The sequence below is a fragment of the Streptomyces scabichelini genome (assembly GCF_011045015.1).
Taxonomy (GTDB): domain Bacteria; phylum Actinomycetota; class Actinomycetes; order Streptomycetales; family Streptomycetaceae; genus Streptomyces; species Streptomyces scabichelini.
On record NZ_JAAKZY010000274.1, the window covers coordinates 1 to 12,737 of the forward strand.

15 protein-coding genes are annotated in these 12,737 nt (G+C 70.8%); 7 read left to right on the plus strand and 8 right to left on the minus strand.

Annotated features, from left to right (window positions below; all coding sequences use genetic code 11):
* The first annotated feature begins 242 nt into the window (after nt 1–242).
* Entirely contained in the window at nt 243–1,043 is an 801-nt protein-coding gene (locus G5C60_RS45215; RefSeq protein WP_165269144.1) for an MmyB family transcriptional regulator, read from the plus strand.
* 21 nt (nt 1,044–1,064) lie between these two features.
* On the opposite strand, the gene G5C60_RS45220 is transcribed toward G5C60_RS45215, so the two are convergent.
* The 5 genes from G5C60_RS45220 to G5C60_RS45240 form a co-directional block, all read right to left on the minus strand.
* Complete coding sequence (locus tag G5C60_RS45220) at nt 1,065–1,868, minus strand: nuclear transport factor 2 family protein (protein ID WP_165269146.1); 804 nt, start codon at nt 1,866–1,868, stop codon at nt 1,065–1,067.
* 141 nt (nt 1,869–2,009) lie between these two features.
* Nucleotides 2,010–2,594, minus strand: a complete 585-nt coding sequence (locus G5C60_RS45225) for a hypothetical protein (RefSeq protein WP_165269148.1) — start codon at nt 2,592–2,594, stop codon at nt 2,010–2,012.
* Nucleotides 2,595–2,623: 29 nt separating this feature from the next.
* The gene (locus tag G5C60_RS45230; RefSeq protein WP_338146116.1) at nt 2,624–3,145 is read right to left on the minus strand and encodes an HIT family protein; all 522 of its coding nucleotides are present in this window, start codon (nt 3,143–3,145) and stop codon (nt 2,624–2,626) included.
* Between the two features lie 19 nt (nt 3,146–3,164).
* Nucleotides 3,165–4,118 carry an N-acetylmuramic acid 6-phosphate etherase gene (gene murQ / locus G5C60_RS45235; protein ID WP_165269150.1) on the minus strand — a complete coding sequence of 318 codons (954 nt, stop codon included), beginning with the start codon at nt 4,116–4,118 and terminating at the stop codon, nt 3,165–3,167.
* 122 nt (nt 4,119–4,240) lie between these two features.
* Nucleotides 4,241–5,167 (minus strand): MurR/RpiR family transcriptional regulator, encoded by a 927-nt coding sequence (locus G5C60_RS45240; RefSeq protein ID WP_338146117.1) that lies wholly within the window; start codon nt 5,165–5,167, stop codon nt 4,241–4,243.
* A 323-nt stretch (nt 5,168–5,490) separates the two neighbouring features.
* Here G5C60_RS45240 and G5C60_RS45245 point away from each other — a divergent pair, with 323 nt between their 5' ends.
* Both G5C60_RS45245 and G5C60_RS45250 read left to right on the plus strand, forming a co-directional pair.
* On the plus strand, nt 5,491–5,913 hold the full coding sequence (locus tag G5C60_RS45245) for a hypothetical protein (protein WP_165269152.1): 423 nt from the start codon (nt 5,491–5,493) through the stop codon (nt 5,911–5,913).
* The gene (locus tag G5C60_RS45250; RefSeq protein ID WP_165269154.1) at nt 5,910–6,182 is read left to right on the plus strand and encodes a DUF4031 domain-containing protein; all 273 of its coding nucleotides are present in this window, start codon (nt 5,910–5,912) and stop codon (nt 6,180–6,182) included. The genes G5C60_RS45245 and G5C60_RS45250 overlap by 4 nt, the downstream gene beginning before the upstream one ends.
* A 19-nt stretch (nt 6,183–6,201) precedes the next feature.
* Here G5C60_RS45250 and G5C60_RS45255 read toward each other — a convergent pair whose 3' ends face one another.
* Nucleotides 6,202–7,278 (minus strand): GNAT family N-acetyltransferase, encoded by a 1,077-nt coding sequence (locus G5C60_RS45255; RefSeq protein ID WP_206440805.1) that lies wholly within the window; start codon nt 7,276–7,278, stop codon nt 6,202–6,204.
* A 61-nt stretch (nt 7,279–7,339) separates the two neighbouring features.
* Nucleotides 7,340–7,981: an HD domain-containing protein gene (locus G5C60_RS45260; protein ID WP_165269156.1), complete on the minus strand. Its 642-nt coding sequence runs from the start codon at nt 7,979–7,981 to the stop codon at nt 7,340–7,342.
* A gap of 43 nt (nt 7,982–8,024) precedes the next feature.
* Here G5C60_RS45260 and G5C60_RS45265 point away from each other — a divergent pair, with 43 nt between their 5' ends.
* The 4 genes from G5C60_RS45265 to G5C60_RS45280 all read left to right on the plus strand — a co-directional run bounded on the left by G5C60_RS45265 (nt 8,025) and on the right by G5C60_RS45280 (nt 10,662).
* Nucleotides 8,025–8,702: a maleylpyruvate isomerase family mycothiol-dependent enzyme gene (locus tag G5C60_RS45265; protein ID WP_165269158.1), complete on the plus strand. Its 678-nt coding sequence runs from the start codon at nt 8,025–8,027 to the stop codon at nt 8,700–8,702.
* Between the two features lie 66 nt (nt 8,703–8,768).
* Entirely contained in the window at nt 8,769–9,464 is a 696-nt protein-coding gene (locus G5C60_RS45270) for a copper homeostasis protein CutC (RefSeq protein WP_165269160.1), read from the plus strand.
* Nucleotides 9,465–9,549: 85 nt separating this feature from the next.
* A complete protein-coding gene (locus tag G5C60_RS45275) occupies nt 9,550–9,861 on the plus strand; it encodes an NAD(P)H-binding protein (protein WP_165269162.1) in 312 nt (103 codons plus the stop codon).
* A 75-nt stretch (nt 9,862–9,936) separates the two neighbouring features.
* Complete coding sequence (locus G5C60_RS45280; protein ID WP_241267536.1) at nt 9,937–10,662, plus strand: YqeB family protein; 726 nt, start codon at nt 9,937–9,939, stop codon at nt 10,660–10,662.
* Nucleotides 10,663–10,702: 40 nt separating this feature from the next.
* Here G5C60_RS45280 and G5C60_RS45285 read toward each other — a convergent pair.
* The coding region (locus G5C60_RS45285; RefSeq protein WP_165269164.1) for a HelD family protein at nt 10,703–12,737 on the minus strand (2,035 nt) is incomplete at its 5' end.

Genomic DNA, 12,737 nt, shown 5'->3' on the forward strand with positions numbered 1-12,737 from the left:
GGCGGATCCCGGGGATGTGCTGCGGGCGCGGGTGTGGCGCATCAACTGGGAAGGGCGGTTGCCGTGAACAGGGAAGCCGTGGGCGGCGGTTACGGGGGTGACTGGGGTATGTGGGCCGGCAGTCGACAGTCCGGCAGGATCCCGTGCCACCACGCCGAGTTGCCGGGACTAAAATCACGGGTGACTGCACGACAGCCGCGCCTGTGTGACCAGGGATGCGGTGACTATCGCGCGAGGGAATCGTGACACCGTCGGCATCGCATCGAGGCAGGGGACCACTGGCCGAGTATCTGAGCGCCCGGCGCTCGCGGGTGCGGCCTGAGCAACACGACTTTGTCCGTGGGGGGCAACGGCAGGTGCCCGGCCTGCGTCGGGACGAGGTCGCGATTCTTGCCGACATCAGCACTGACTACTACACCAGGCTCGAGCAAGGGCGAGAGCGCCGTCCGTCACGGAAAGTCACCGTCGGGATCGGACGAGCTCTCGCACTGGACGAAGAAGAGGTTCAGTACCTGCTCCGGCTGGCATCGCTCGACGAGCCGGAGCCACGCCCGGCAACGCCTCCCAACCTCTCCCACACGCAGCACATGCTGGACGCCCTGCACGTGCCGGCCCTGCTGTCCGGCGCAACGGACATCGTCGCTTCGAACAAGCAGGCTGACGCCCTGTTCGAGAGCCTGCACCCACGAGACAACCTTGTGCACATGGTCTTCGGTTCGCCGGCCGCCAAGGACTTCTTTCTGGACTGGAGCGAACTGGCGGTCAAAGCAGTTGGCTGCCTGCGTATGTTCGCCGATCACTACGTGAAGATCGCTGAGCTTGCCGACCATCTGATGCATGAGGATGAGGATTTTGCCCGGCTGTGGGCCGAGCACGACGTCGGACGGGATTTCTCGATGTCGATGCGTGTCCGGCACCCGAAAGTGGGTGAGATCTGTCTGGCTCAGCAGATCCTGGACATTCCCGGCGTCGACGACAATGTCGTACTCATCTTCTCCCCGGCCGATGCGCCAACGGCCGAAGCCGTCGCAGAACTCACCTAGAAACGAACGGCGTGCGAACGGTCAAGTGAGTGCAGGGCCGATGAGGCGAATCGACTCGGTGAGCTCGTCTTCAGAACGCACCGGAAGGTGCGGGATGGCCGGCGCATCTGTGATCGCCGACCAGTCGTAGGTCTGCGTGACCTTCGTGCGATTGTCGCCCAGAGGCTCCAAACGCCACACATAGCGATGTCCGAGCGGCCTTTCTCCAGGTCGGCCCGGCGCCCAGCCGACGGCCCGCCCGGGTTCGCAGACGACGACATGGTTCTCGATGATGTAGTCGCCGAACATGTCGTTGTGCATCGCCATGACGAAGCTGTCGCCGACCGCGGTGATGGCGTTGTCCGTCTTATGGCCACGGATTGTGCCGCTGGCGTCGATCTCGCGGTGTCGGGAGGGATCGGCAAGCAGCTCGAACACCGTGTCCGCAGCCGCTTCGACGACTTCGGAGACGGTGATGCTGGTCTGGCCCGCGTGGCTGACCGGGTCGAGGTAGAACCGTGCCCAGTTGATACGGCCGTCCCGCTCCGTAACGATGACAGGGCCGCGCAGCAGGGTCGGCTCATTCTTGGGGTTCGTGCCACGCATCTCCCACTCCGACCAGATCTCCTCGCCGTCGCGAACGCTGCGCAGGATCTCGGCGCGGAGGTCGGGCAGTTGGCCGAACATACCGGTCCAGGTCTGCTGAACCTTCTCGTTGCCCACGAAACTCTCATGTGGCCGTAGCGGACGCTCCAGCGCATAGTCGTCGGTGAAACACGCCGCAACCTGCTGCGGCTCGTGCGAGTTGATGGCATCGCGCAACGCTTCAAGGACCTGCTCGGTCATAGTAATGACTCCCTTTCTCGCCACTGTCGATCCAACAGCGATCGTTCCGCTGTTGGACGAACAGTCTGCGACGCAAGGCGCCACTCGGGGCTAGGAGAAGGTCTCCTACCCCTGCCTGAACCCGCCGGACTGATCCGGGCGCTACAGGTTCCCCATCGGCTCGATGTCGACCTTCACCGGTGTGCCCCAGATGCGCAGGACCTCGTAGTCGGTGAACTCGTGGACCAGGCGGTAGGCCATGCCGGGGTGGGGGGCCCGGCGCTGGGCGGCGAGGTACAGCTCGGCTTCCTGCTTGTCGCGGCGGGGTGTGCCGCAGAGCTGCCAGACCTGGCCGGTCCACATCTCGGGGAGCCAGCGCTGCTGGGGCTGGGGGCGGTCGCCTCGTACGCCGTACCGGGACTTCGTACGCTCCACGATGTCCGGCGCGGCCGGGCGGCCCTGCGAAAACGAGTCGTTGACCTTCGAGCGGCGGGCGACGCGGCGACGCGTCTCGCACAGCAGGCACAGGTCGGGGGCGTCCTCGTCGACCGGGCCCGTGGGGTGCTCGGCGCAGCGCGTGGTGGGCTTCGCCGTGGTGACGGTCTCCTCCAGGAGGTCCAGGGCCCGCTTCAGATCGGCCTTGACCTCGTGCAGCTTCGCGTCGGGCGTATCGGAGGACAACGCGTCGCCGTGTTCGCCGAGCACCCGCAGGGCGCGGCCCAGGGCGGTCAATTGCGCGTGGTTCACGGTGTGGGTACCCCTTCCTGTCGGCCCACCTAGACTCCCACGCCCCACTGACAATCCAGTTCCGCCCGCATCCGCTCGCACACGTGGGCCACAGCCTCCTCGTCCGGTACGGCCCCCGCGTCGAACATGGCCGTCTGCAAGGCGGGCCCGTGGACCCCGTACCGCTCGATGTCGTCCCTCAGCGCGGGCTGTACCACGAAGTGGATGTGGCCCGGGACGGCGCCCGCGTGGGACCAGAGGCAGACGTAGACCTGCTCGGGCCGCATCACGGCGGTGACGGCGGCGCTGACCCGTCGAAGGAGAGGGCCGAGTTCGGCGGACTCGTCCGGTGTCAGAGCGGCCACGTGAAGGACGTGCCGGAGGGGTTTGACGACCAGCGTGCCGAGGGCCAGCGGGCCCACGCAGTGCTCGACGACCCACAGGCCGGTGCGGTGGATCGTCCCGCCCGGCAGGGGCTCGGTCCCGGCGGCGAGCCGGCACGCCAGGCAGGCCGTGCAGGTCTGGTCGGGGCCCGGGTGGTCGGGGTGGTCGCGGCTCGGACGTGCGGTCACTGGCCTGGCTCCTCGGAGGTCAGCGGGCTGCCGCAGCCGCTGCCAGCGCCGCGCGCAGGTGGCCCTCGCTCTCCTCCAGGAGGCGGGCCGCCGTCGGGCCGTCCACGTTGCCCAGGATCGTGAGGATCGCGTTCTTCACCTCGCCGTCGGTCGCGGCGAGGGCCGCCTCGATCTCGTTGTCGGAGGCGCCCGTGGCCAGCGCGACGATACGACGCGAACGAGCCCGGAGTTTGTCGTTCGAGGCCCGTACGTCGACCATCAGGTTCCCGTACGTCTTGCCCAGCCGGATCATCGTGATCGTAGAGAGCATGTTGAGGACCAGTTTCTGCGCCGTGCCCGCCTTCAGGCGTGTCGAGCCGGTCAGCAGCTCGGGGCCCACGACGACCTCGATCCCGTGGTCGGCGGCCGCGGCGAGCGCGCTGTCCGCGTTGCAGGACAGGCCGATGGTCAGGGCGCCGAGTGCCCGCGCGTGTTCCACCGCGCCGATCGCGTACGGCGTACGGCCCGAGGCGGAGATGCCGACCACCGTGTCGTCGGCGGTGATGCCCAGGACGTCCAGGTCCTCGGCCGCCAGCTCCTTGGAGTCCTCGGCGCCCTCGATCGAGTTGACCGTGGCGCTCGGGCCACCCGCGATCAGGCCGACGACCTCGGACGGGTCCGTGTTGAAGGTGGGCGGACACTCGGACGCGTCGAGAACGCCGAGGCGGCCGGCGGTGCCCGCGCCCGCGTAGACCAGCCGGCCGCCGCGCGCCATACGGTCCGCGGCGGCGTCGATCGCGGCGGCGATACGCGGCAGCTGCGCCGCGACGGCGGCCGGAACGGTGGTGTCCTCACCGTTCATGATCTCCGCGATCTCGAGTGTGGGGAGTCGGTCGATCTCGGCGAACTCGGGGCGGAACGCCTCGGTGGTCAGGGTCTCCAACTCCTCCCGCAGGTCACGGTGGTTGGAGGAGGCGTCGGCGGTGGAGGTCATGTGGGGCTGCTCTTTCCGGGGGTGGTTCTCTGGTTCTCCGGGTCGGTGTAGCGCCCCTTCAGGGGCGCGGGGAACTGCGCGACCAGCCACGTACGGCCCGCAGCGTACAGACGGCCTGTGGTTCACCGCGCTCCCCGCGGAGCGGAAGCGTGGCGGTGCGCCAGCGCCTCGTACGAAGCGGCCAGCGCCGGCGCCGCCGTCTCGTACGTCCGCTGGGCGACCCCGACGAACAGGCAGTCCACGACGAGCAGTTGGCTCGTACGGGACGACATGGCCGCCGGCCGCAACTCGCTCTCGCGGGCCGTCGACGTGGTGAGGATGTGGTCCGCGTACTGCGTGACGGGCCCTTTCGGGCGACCGGTGATCGCTATGGTCGTCGCTCCGCGCTCGAAGGCGACGCGCAGCGGCTCGATGACGTCCCCGGTCGAACCGGAGTGCGTGATCGCGATCGCCACGTCCTTGGCGCGCAGCTGCACGGCGTTGGTGACCGCGAGGTGTGGGTCGCTGAACGCGTGGGCTATGAGGCCGATGCGCAGGAGTTTCTGGTGGAGGTCCTGGGCGACCAGTCCGGAGGCGCCGACTCCGTAGATATCTATGCGCCGGGCGGCGGCGAGCGCGGAGACGGCGGCGCCGAGCTGGACGGTGTCCAGACCGGCAGCGGTGTCGGCGAGGGTCTGCTGCTCGTCGTACGCCAGTTTCGCCACGACGTCCGCGATGGGGTCGTCGACCGCGATGTCGGCCGTGACGGCCGGGGCGCGGCCCGACTGCTGTTGCGCGGCGAGGCCGGCGAGGGCCAGGCGCAGGTCGCGGTAGCCGGGGTAGCCGAGGAGGCGGGCGGTGCGGACCACTGTCGCCTCGCTGGTGCCGGTTCGCTCCGCCAGGCCGGTGACGGTGAGGGCCGCGCAGCCGGCGGGGTCGCCGGCCACGGCCTCGGCGACCCGCTGCATGGAGCGGGTCATCGACGGGGCGAGGGTGCGGACCTTGGCTGCGAGGGCCGCCGGCGCGGGTGGGGCTTCGCCTGCGAAAATTTCCTTCACTTCGTGGGTCACCTTTGAAAGATATTTTCGGTGCGGGGATGGGTCAAGGGGGTGGTTCGGAGGGAGGTCGACTGCGGGTCGGTGGGGGCCGGTCGCGCAGTTCCCCGCGCCCCTTACGGGGCGCGGCCCTGGCGGCCGCGCAGGCCTGACGGCGGGCGGGCCTGACGGCGGGCGGGCCAGGTGGCGCGCGGGCCAGGTGGCGCGCGGGCTCGACGGCGCGCGGGCCTGACGGCGCGCGGGCCTGACGGCGCGCGGGCCTGACGGCGCGCGGGCCTGACGGTGCCGCGGGTCTGACGGGCGCGCAGGTGTTTGTGTGGTGGGCGCACAATGGGCGTATGGAAGACCCCGTATCCCCCTACCCCATCAGCCCCTTGGAGCAGGCGCTGCATGCGGCCCGTGCGCTCGTGCTCGCCGATCTCGTCGCGGGCGATGTCGCCGAGGCCGACGTCGTCTCGCTCGTCGAGGCGTCGGTGGTGCAGCGGCGCTGGTGGGTGGAGCAGTGGCCGGAGGGCGTCGAGTACGTGGCGGGACTGGTCGCGCAGGACGTACAGGACGCGCTGCTCGAACGGTACGGGCGCTGGCCGCTGTGCCCCGTCTGCGGCGCCGGCGACCCGCACGCCCTCGACGTCGAACCGGAACTCGGGCCCGATCCGCACTGGGTGTGCCACAAGGCGGGCGTGAAGGTCTCGGCGGTGGGCGCGCTCGGCTCGGCGACGGGAGAACCCGGCGGCGGCTCCGGCGGAACGCCCTCCTCGTGACGGTCTACATCGACCCGCCCGCCTGGCCGGGCCACGGCCGCATGTGGTCCCACCTGATCAGCGACGTCTCGTACGAGGAACTGCACGCGTTCGCCGCGGAGTTGGGCGTCCCGCGCCGGGCCTTCGAGCGGGACCACTACGACATCCCCTCGCATCGGTACACGGACGTCGTGAGCGCCGGAGCGGTCGAGGTCAGCAGCCGCGAGGTGGTGCGGCTGCTCCACGGGGCCGGGCTGCGCAGACGCAAGAGCGGTACGCAACCCCTCTGAGCGAGCCGAGCGAACGGCCTCAGCTTCTGCGGAGCTCGTACACGTACTGCTCCCCGTCCTCCCGCACCCGGGCGTACCCCGCACGCGACACCACGCCCTGGGAAGGGGCGTTGTCGCGGTCGACCTTCGCGCACAGCAGCTTCACGTCGTCGCGAGCCAGCGCCCACGTGGACAGCGCGCGCAGCGCCTCCGTGGCGTAGCCGTTGCCGCGGGCCGCTTCCTCCAGGTCGTAGCCGATCTCGGCGCGGCCCTCGTCGTCGGGTACGCCGTGGAAGCCCATGCCGCCGATGGCCCGGCCGTCCTCCCTGCGCACGAGGACGAACACGCCCCACTCCGGCCGGTGCGCTCCCGCCTCGTACGCCTTCGTGACGATCCCGGCGGAGAACCGCGTGTTCCCGCAAGGGCCGCCGTCGATCCACTCGAAGCCGCCCGTGCCACCGGCCTGCAGATCGGCGGCGGCAGCGGGCGTGATCCCTTGCAGGGTGAGCCGCTCGGCGGGGATGACGAGGTTGTTGTTCCAGCGCCACTCGGTGACGGGCGCGCGACCGGGCAGCTCACCGCGGCCGGTGGCCCACAGGAGCGTGCGCCAGTGGTCGGGTCCCGGCTGGACGTGCGGGAAGATCCGGGTGAGTACGTCCTCGCACAGCTCGGCCGGGGGCTCGTACGCGATGCCAAGACCCTCGGCGATGTCATGCGTGTGCAGGAGCACCTCGGCGATGCCCATCGCGGCGAAGCCCTCGCGGTTCGCGCTGCGGAAGGGGTACGGGTGGAAGGCTCGTGCCTCGCGCGGCGCGGTGCGGACGGCGGCGGCGAGCAGGGTGCCGGTCGCCTCGATCACGTCCAGGAGGTCGTCGGCGCTCTCGCACTCGTCGCAGTTGATGCGGAACGGTACGTACCGGTCGGTGGGGCGGCCGGCCAACTGCCCCGCGTACGCGATGAGATCCGACGCGATGTGCTCCGCCGTCCGGCGGCAACTCCAGTCGAGACGGCCCGCCTTGACGTCCCAGTCCCAGTCCCGCTCCCCGGCCGCTGCCCGCAGCACCGCCACGGCGCCCGCGACGGCTTCCTCCACCTGATCCCCGCCCATGTCTCGCATGACGGTGACGATAGGTGGTCGGCTCGCGGAACGGCACCGAATAACCGAGCAGCAGGTCCAGTCAATCGAGCAGCAGGTCCAGCTCGGCGCCGATGTTGTAGCGCGCCGTCGCCTCCCATTCCGCCGACCCGTGCGGTGTGCGGAACAGCCGTGGGAGGGCGAGGAGCTGGCGCAGGACCGTGGCGCGGCCCTCGCGGAAGGCCTCGGACGGGACGAAGGCGTACTCCTCGCGGACGGCGGCCGTGTAGACGGCGTACGTTCTCGGGGGCGCTGCCAGGATCGCCAGGTCGGCGTCGCAGAGGACCTGGCCGTTGTGGTCGTCGGGCGAGGGGTCGTGGGTCACCGTGAGGCGGACCAGGCGGGCGACCTCGGCCGTCTTCTCCGGCGGCAGACCGACTTCGGTCAGGGCGCGTTCGGCCAGGCGGGCCGAGCGTTCCTCGTTCTCGGAGCGGTCGGGGAGGTAGACCGCGTCGTGGAACCACGCCGCGAGACGCACCAGGTCCGGGTCGTCCGCGTACTTCTCCAGTACGTCGATGTGGTCCAGGACCGCCGTCAGGTGATCGAGCGTGTGGTAGCGGCGCTGCGGTTCGGACCAGCGGGCGATGAGGTCGTCGGCGTACGGGGCGGGATCGGGGTCGCTCGTCGTCCGGGCCCTTTGCAGGGTGTGGAGCCAGCGTGTCCGCAGGGCTTCGGGATCGGCCATGGAGTCATTGTCGTCGGTTCGCCGCCGCCCATAGCGTGGGCCCATGACTTCTGCCGACACGCACGCCATGGACGTACGAGACCCCGAGCTGCCCGGGCGACTGCTCACCACGGAACGCGACGCGCTGATTCCGCTGCTCAGGTCGCGGCCCGAGAACGACTTCGAGCTGCGGACCGCCTGTCCGGGATGGACCGTGCGGCATGTGATGGCGCACTGCGGGGCGGCCTTGATGAGGGTGGTGGAGAGCCGGTTCGAGGAGGGCGTGTTCTCGCCCGAGTCGAACGACCGGGACATCGCCGAGCGCGACGACTGGTCCGTGGACCGGATCGTCGACGAGCTGGAGCGGGGGATGAGCGAGGCGGGGCCCGCGATCGCCAAGGCGGGCGGCGTCCTCGACGCGGTCGCCCTCGGTGAGTGGGTGCACGCGGGGGACGTACGGGAGGCATTCGGCGAGCCGGGGGCATACGCGGGCGAAGGGCTGCCGTACGCGCTGACCCTGCTCGCCCGGTACAGCCGCAAGCGAGGACTCCCGCCGCTGCACGCCGACCTCGACGACGTGGACGAGCCGCTGCGGCTCGGTGATGTCTCCGGCGAGCGGCCGCCGGCCCGGTACATCGGCGACGCGGCGACACTCGTACGGCTCTGTGCGGGGCGCCCGCTGGTGGGGACGCGGTATGAGCTGGCGGGGGTGAAGGAGGGGGAGCTCAATCTCTTCGGCTGATACGTGCTGTAGGGCGTAGGCTTGCGATTGGACTAGACCTGTTGTCGCCCCAAGGGAAGAGGTCCTATGAGCAAGCGTGCAGTCCTGGAGGTGATCGCCCTCGACGCCGAGGACGCGGTCGCCGCCCGGGCCGGGGGTGCGGATCGCCTCGAACTGGTCACCGACATGGCGGCCGACGGGCTCACCCCGTCGGTCGGGACGTTCGCGGAGATCCGGGCCGCCGTCGACATCTCGCTGCGCGTGATGCTGCGGCTGCGGGACGGGTTCGCCGCCGGTGACGTCGAGGAACTGGTGCGTGTCGCCGAGGAACTGCGGGGCGCGGGCGCCGACGAGTTCGTACTCGGATTCCTCGACGCGGACGGCGGCGTGGACCTGGCCGCGGTGGAGCGGGTGGCCGCCGAACTGGACGGCTGCCGCTGGACGTTCCACCGCGCGATCGACCGGGCCGCCGACCGCGACGCCCTGCGCAAGCAGCTCGCGGACCTCCCCGGCCTGGACACCTACCTCACGGCGGGCTCGGCATCGGGCGTGGACGACGGTCTGCCGACTCTGCTCACCGAGGCGGCCCGCCGCGGCGAACCCGGCTACGAGCAGCAACTCATGGTCGGCGGCGGCCTCCGCCTCGACCACGTACCACGGTTGCGCGCCGCCGGGATCGACGCCTTCCACATCGGCGGCGCCGCCCGCCCCGGCGGTTGGACGGAGCCGGTGTCCGCGTCGGCGGTGGCCGAATGGCGCAGGGCCCTCGACGGCGGCGGGTGACAAGCTGGATCCACGTCCGGGAACGCTGTCCGAGAGCCACGTCTGGGAACCCCTGAACCCCTGTAGCCGATCCGAAGGGGGCCTCATGAAGGTGCTGATGGTCGGGGCGACGGGTGCCACCGCGGGTGCCGTCCTGCCCGAACTGGTCGCGCGGGGCGTCGACGTACGCGCTCTGGTGCGTGACGAACGGCGGGCCGAAGCCGCTCGCAGGCGCGGCGCCGCCGGCACGGTGATCGCGGACCTCACCGACCCGGCGAGCCTGCGCGCCGCCGCGGCCGCGAACCACGCTCACTGCGGGAGTACTTCCACGAACTCGCCACCCGGCGCGGCTGACGACCGCATACCCAACACCCAGCACCCAATCCCCGATCCGAATACCAAAGTCACACGGTCGTAGACCATCGGCCGATGCCCCGGCGTTCCGCCGCTCACCACACTGAGGGCTGCGCAGCAGGCCACGGGTGGAGGGCGTATGAGGGTGGACATGCGGAAAGAGCCGGACGCACGGGCGGACGGGGGCGACCGGGCGCGCCGGCCCACCGTGCTCGCCGAGTCGACCTGGGCCGTGATGGCCGTCTGCATCGCGGGCGGTGCCGTACTCGGCGGGCTGCTCAGGCTTCTCGCGGGCTGGCTCGTGACCCTGCGCTGGGCGCCGTTCAAGGGCCCGGCCAAGCTGCTGGACTCGATCCCCGAGCCGGGACTGACCATTGGCGCGGTGACCGTCGGCGCGCTGCTGGGCCTGTTGATGGGCTTCATCGCGCTGCACGAGTCGCTTGCCGTCCGTGTCTCCGCCAGCCGTGTGGTGCTCACCGTCCGGGACGAGTCCCAGGAATTCACGCGCGACAAGATCCGCCTGGCCTTCCCGGACGGCAGACAACTCGTGCTGCTCGGCCGGGGCGGCGAGGAACTCGCGCGGGAGGACTGCGGTCTGCCCATGCGGCGCCTCGCCGCCGCCTTCACCGAGCATGGCTACGCCTGGGCGGACGCCGACCCGCACCTGGCCGAGTTCCGGCGCTGGGTCCCGGGCACCCCGGGCCTGCCCGAGGGCGCGAACCCCTTGTTCAAGGCCCGCGCGAAGGCGCTCGGCAAGGAGGATGGCGCCGAGGATGCCCGGGAACTGCGCAGGGAGCTGGCGAAACTCGGAGTCGTCGTGCGCGACGAGAAGAAACGGCAGTACTGGCGGATGCCGTCCCAGTGACCTTCTCCCAGCGCCCCTCCCCGTCACCTGACCAGGCGGATCAGGCCAGTTGGGGCGGCAGCGGTGCCGTATGCGTCACGATCAGGCCCGAGACCGCTCGGGTCAGGGCCACGTACAGGCGGCGCAGGCCGGTGCGTTCGTCCGGTTCGCCGTCGACCACGGCCTGCGGCTCGTCCAGGACCACGTAGTCGTACTCCAGGCCCTTGGCGAGCGAGGCGGGCACCAGCGTCAGACGGGTCTCGTACGTCGTCTCCTCGCCAGGTCCGAGATACGTGATCCCTGCCGCCGTGAGCGCCTTGGCCAGCACCGGGACGCGTGCGTCGGCCGCGATCAGGCCCACCGAGCCCTCGTGCCGCAGCAACTCCCCGCAGGCGTCCACCACTTCGGTGTCGGCGACGGTCGTACGTACGTCGAAGAAGCCCGGGTTCTCACGGACCGACGCCACCGGGGTGAGTCCGGGCGCGATGTGCGGGAGGAGCCGGGACGCGTAGGCGATGACGTCCGTCGGGACGCGGAAGCCGGCCGTCAGTTCCTCCACGACCGCTTCCTGCTTGCCCAGGTGGGCCAGCGCCTCCTCCCAACTCCGGGTTGCCCAGGGCGTCGTGCCCTGCGCCAGGTCGCCGAGGACGGTCGCCGAACCCGTCGTGCAGCGCCGCCCCACCGCCCTGTACTGCATCGGGGACAGGTCCTGCGCCTCGTCCAGCACCACATGCCCGAGCGAGTGCGTGCGCTGCACCAGATCGGTGGCCTCGTCGATCAACACGGCGTCCGCGGCGGACCACTTGGCGGACTTCGGCGACCGTACGGGCTTGGCCCACAAGACGGTCTTCTGCTCGTCCTCGGTGAGGATCCCTTCCGCGTGTACGGCGAGGAAGTCGGCGTCGGAGAGCAGGCGCAGCACCAGCCGTGCGGGGTCGACCGGCGGCCAGACCGCCTTCACCGCCGCCTTCACGGCGGCGTTGCGGGCGACGGCGTCCTGCACGCGGTCGTCCGGGGCCTCCCCTGACCGCTCCATCTGCACGAGCACGGCGTGCGCGATGCGCTGCGGCAGGGCGTCGCGGGCCGCGCCGTAACGGATGTCGCGGTCGAGCAACTCCTGGACGATGCCCTCCAGTTCGTACGCCGGGACGCGCCAGCGCCGCGAACCGCGTACGACGACCACCGGCTCGGTCGGCATCGTGACGTGGGAGCGTACGGCGCGGCGGAGGACTTCTGCCATGCGGGCGTCGCCCTTGACGAGCGCGGCGGCGGCGTCGTCCGTGCCGCGTACCTCCACGTGGGCGACCAGGTCGTCCACCGTCGACTGCCGGACTTCCAACTCGCCGAGGGCAGGCAGGACTTGCTCGATGTAGTGGAGGAAGGAACGGTTCGGGCCGATGACGAGGGTGCCGGTGCGGGCGAGCCGGTCGCGGTGGGCGTAGAGGAGATAGGCGACCCGGTGCAGGCCGACCGCCGTCTTTCCGGTGCCCGGACCTCCCTGCACGCACAAGGTGCCGCCAAGGCCGCTGCGTACGATCTCGTCCTGCTCGGGCTGGATCGTCGCCACGATGTCGCGCATCGGGCCGACGCGCGGGCGCTCGATCTCCTGCTGGAGCAGCCTGCTGGTGGCGGCGGCCGCCTCGGACGGGTCGGAGAGGTGTTCGTCCTCGTACGCGGTGAGGTCGCCGCCCGTGTATCCGAAGCGGCGGCGCAGCGCGATGTCCAGTGGGTCCTTCTTGGAGGCCCGGTAGAACGGCTGCGAGACCGGCGCCCGCCAGTCGATGACCATGGGATCGCCGTCGGCGTCGTGGACGTGCCGGCGGCCGATGTAGAAGCGCTCGCCCTCCGCGCCTTCCGCCTGCTCGGCGCCCGGCTCGTGCAGGTAGTCGAGGCGGCCGAAGAACAACGGGGTGTGGGAGAGGTCCGCCAGGGACTTGATGCGCTCGTCGATCTGGTGGGTGAGGGCCTCCGCGTTGACCCAGTTCGCGGTGACGTCTCGGATGTCGAGGGACTCGACGTCCTCACGCATGGCGCGGAGTGCGGCGCGGGAACGGGTGAGGTGGGCGCGCTCGCGGGAGAGAGGGTCGTCGTCGGGC

Bases quoted from the DNA above. Each gene is read 5' to 3' on its own strand.
- G5C60_RS45220 (WP_165269146.1), bottom strand. From the start codon at position 1,868: ATGACCGAGCAGGTCCTTGAAGCGTTGCGCGATGCCATCAACTCGCAC.
- murQ (WP_165269150.1), bottom strand. From the start codon at position 4,118: ATGACCTCCACCGCCGACGCCTCCTCCAACCACCGTGACCTGCGGGAG.
- G5C60_RS45245 (WP_165269152.1), top strand. From the start codon at position 5,491: ATGGAAGACCCCGTATCCCCCTACCCCATCAGCCCCTTGGAGCAGGCG.
- G5C60_RS45255 (WP_206440805.1), bottom strand. From the start codon at position 7,278: ATGCGAGACATGGGCGGGGATCAGGTGGAGGAAGCCGTCGCGGGCGCC.
- G5C60_RS45260 (WP_165269156.1), bottom strand. From the start codon at position 7,981: ATGGCCGATCCCGAAGCCCTGCGGACACGCTGGCTCCACACCCTGCAA.
- G5C60_RS45265 (WP_165269158.1), top strand. From the start codon at position 8,025: ATGACTTCTGCCGACACGCACGCCATGGACGTACGAGACCCCGAGCTG.
- G5C60_RS45270 (WP_165269160.1), top strand. From the start codon at position 8,769: ATGAGCAAGCGTGCAGTCCTGGAGGTGATCGCCCTCGACGCCGAGGAC.
- G5C60_RS45275 (WP_165269162.1), top strand. From the start codon at position 9,550: ATGAAGGTGCTGATGGTCGGGGCGACGGGTGCCACCGCGGGTGCCGTC.
- G5C60_RS45280 (WP_241267536.1), top strand. From the start codon at position 9,937: ATGAGGGTGGACATGCGGAAAGAGCCGGACGCACGGGCGGACGGGGGC.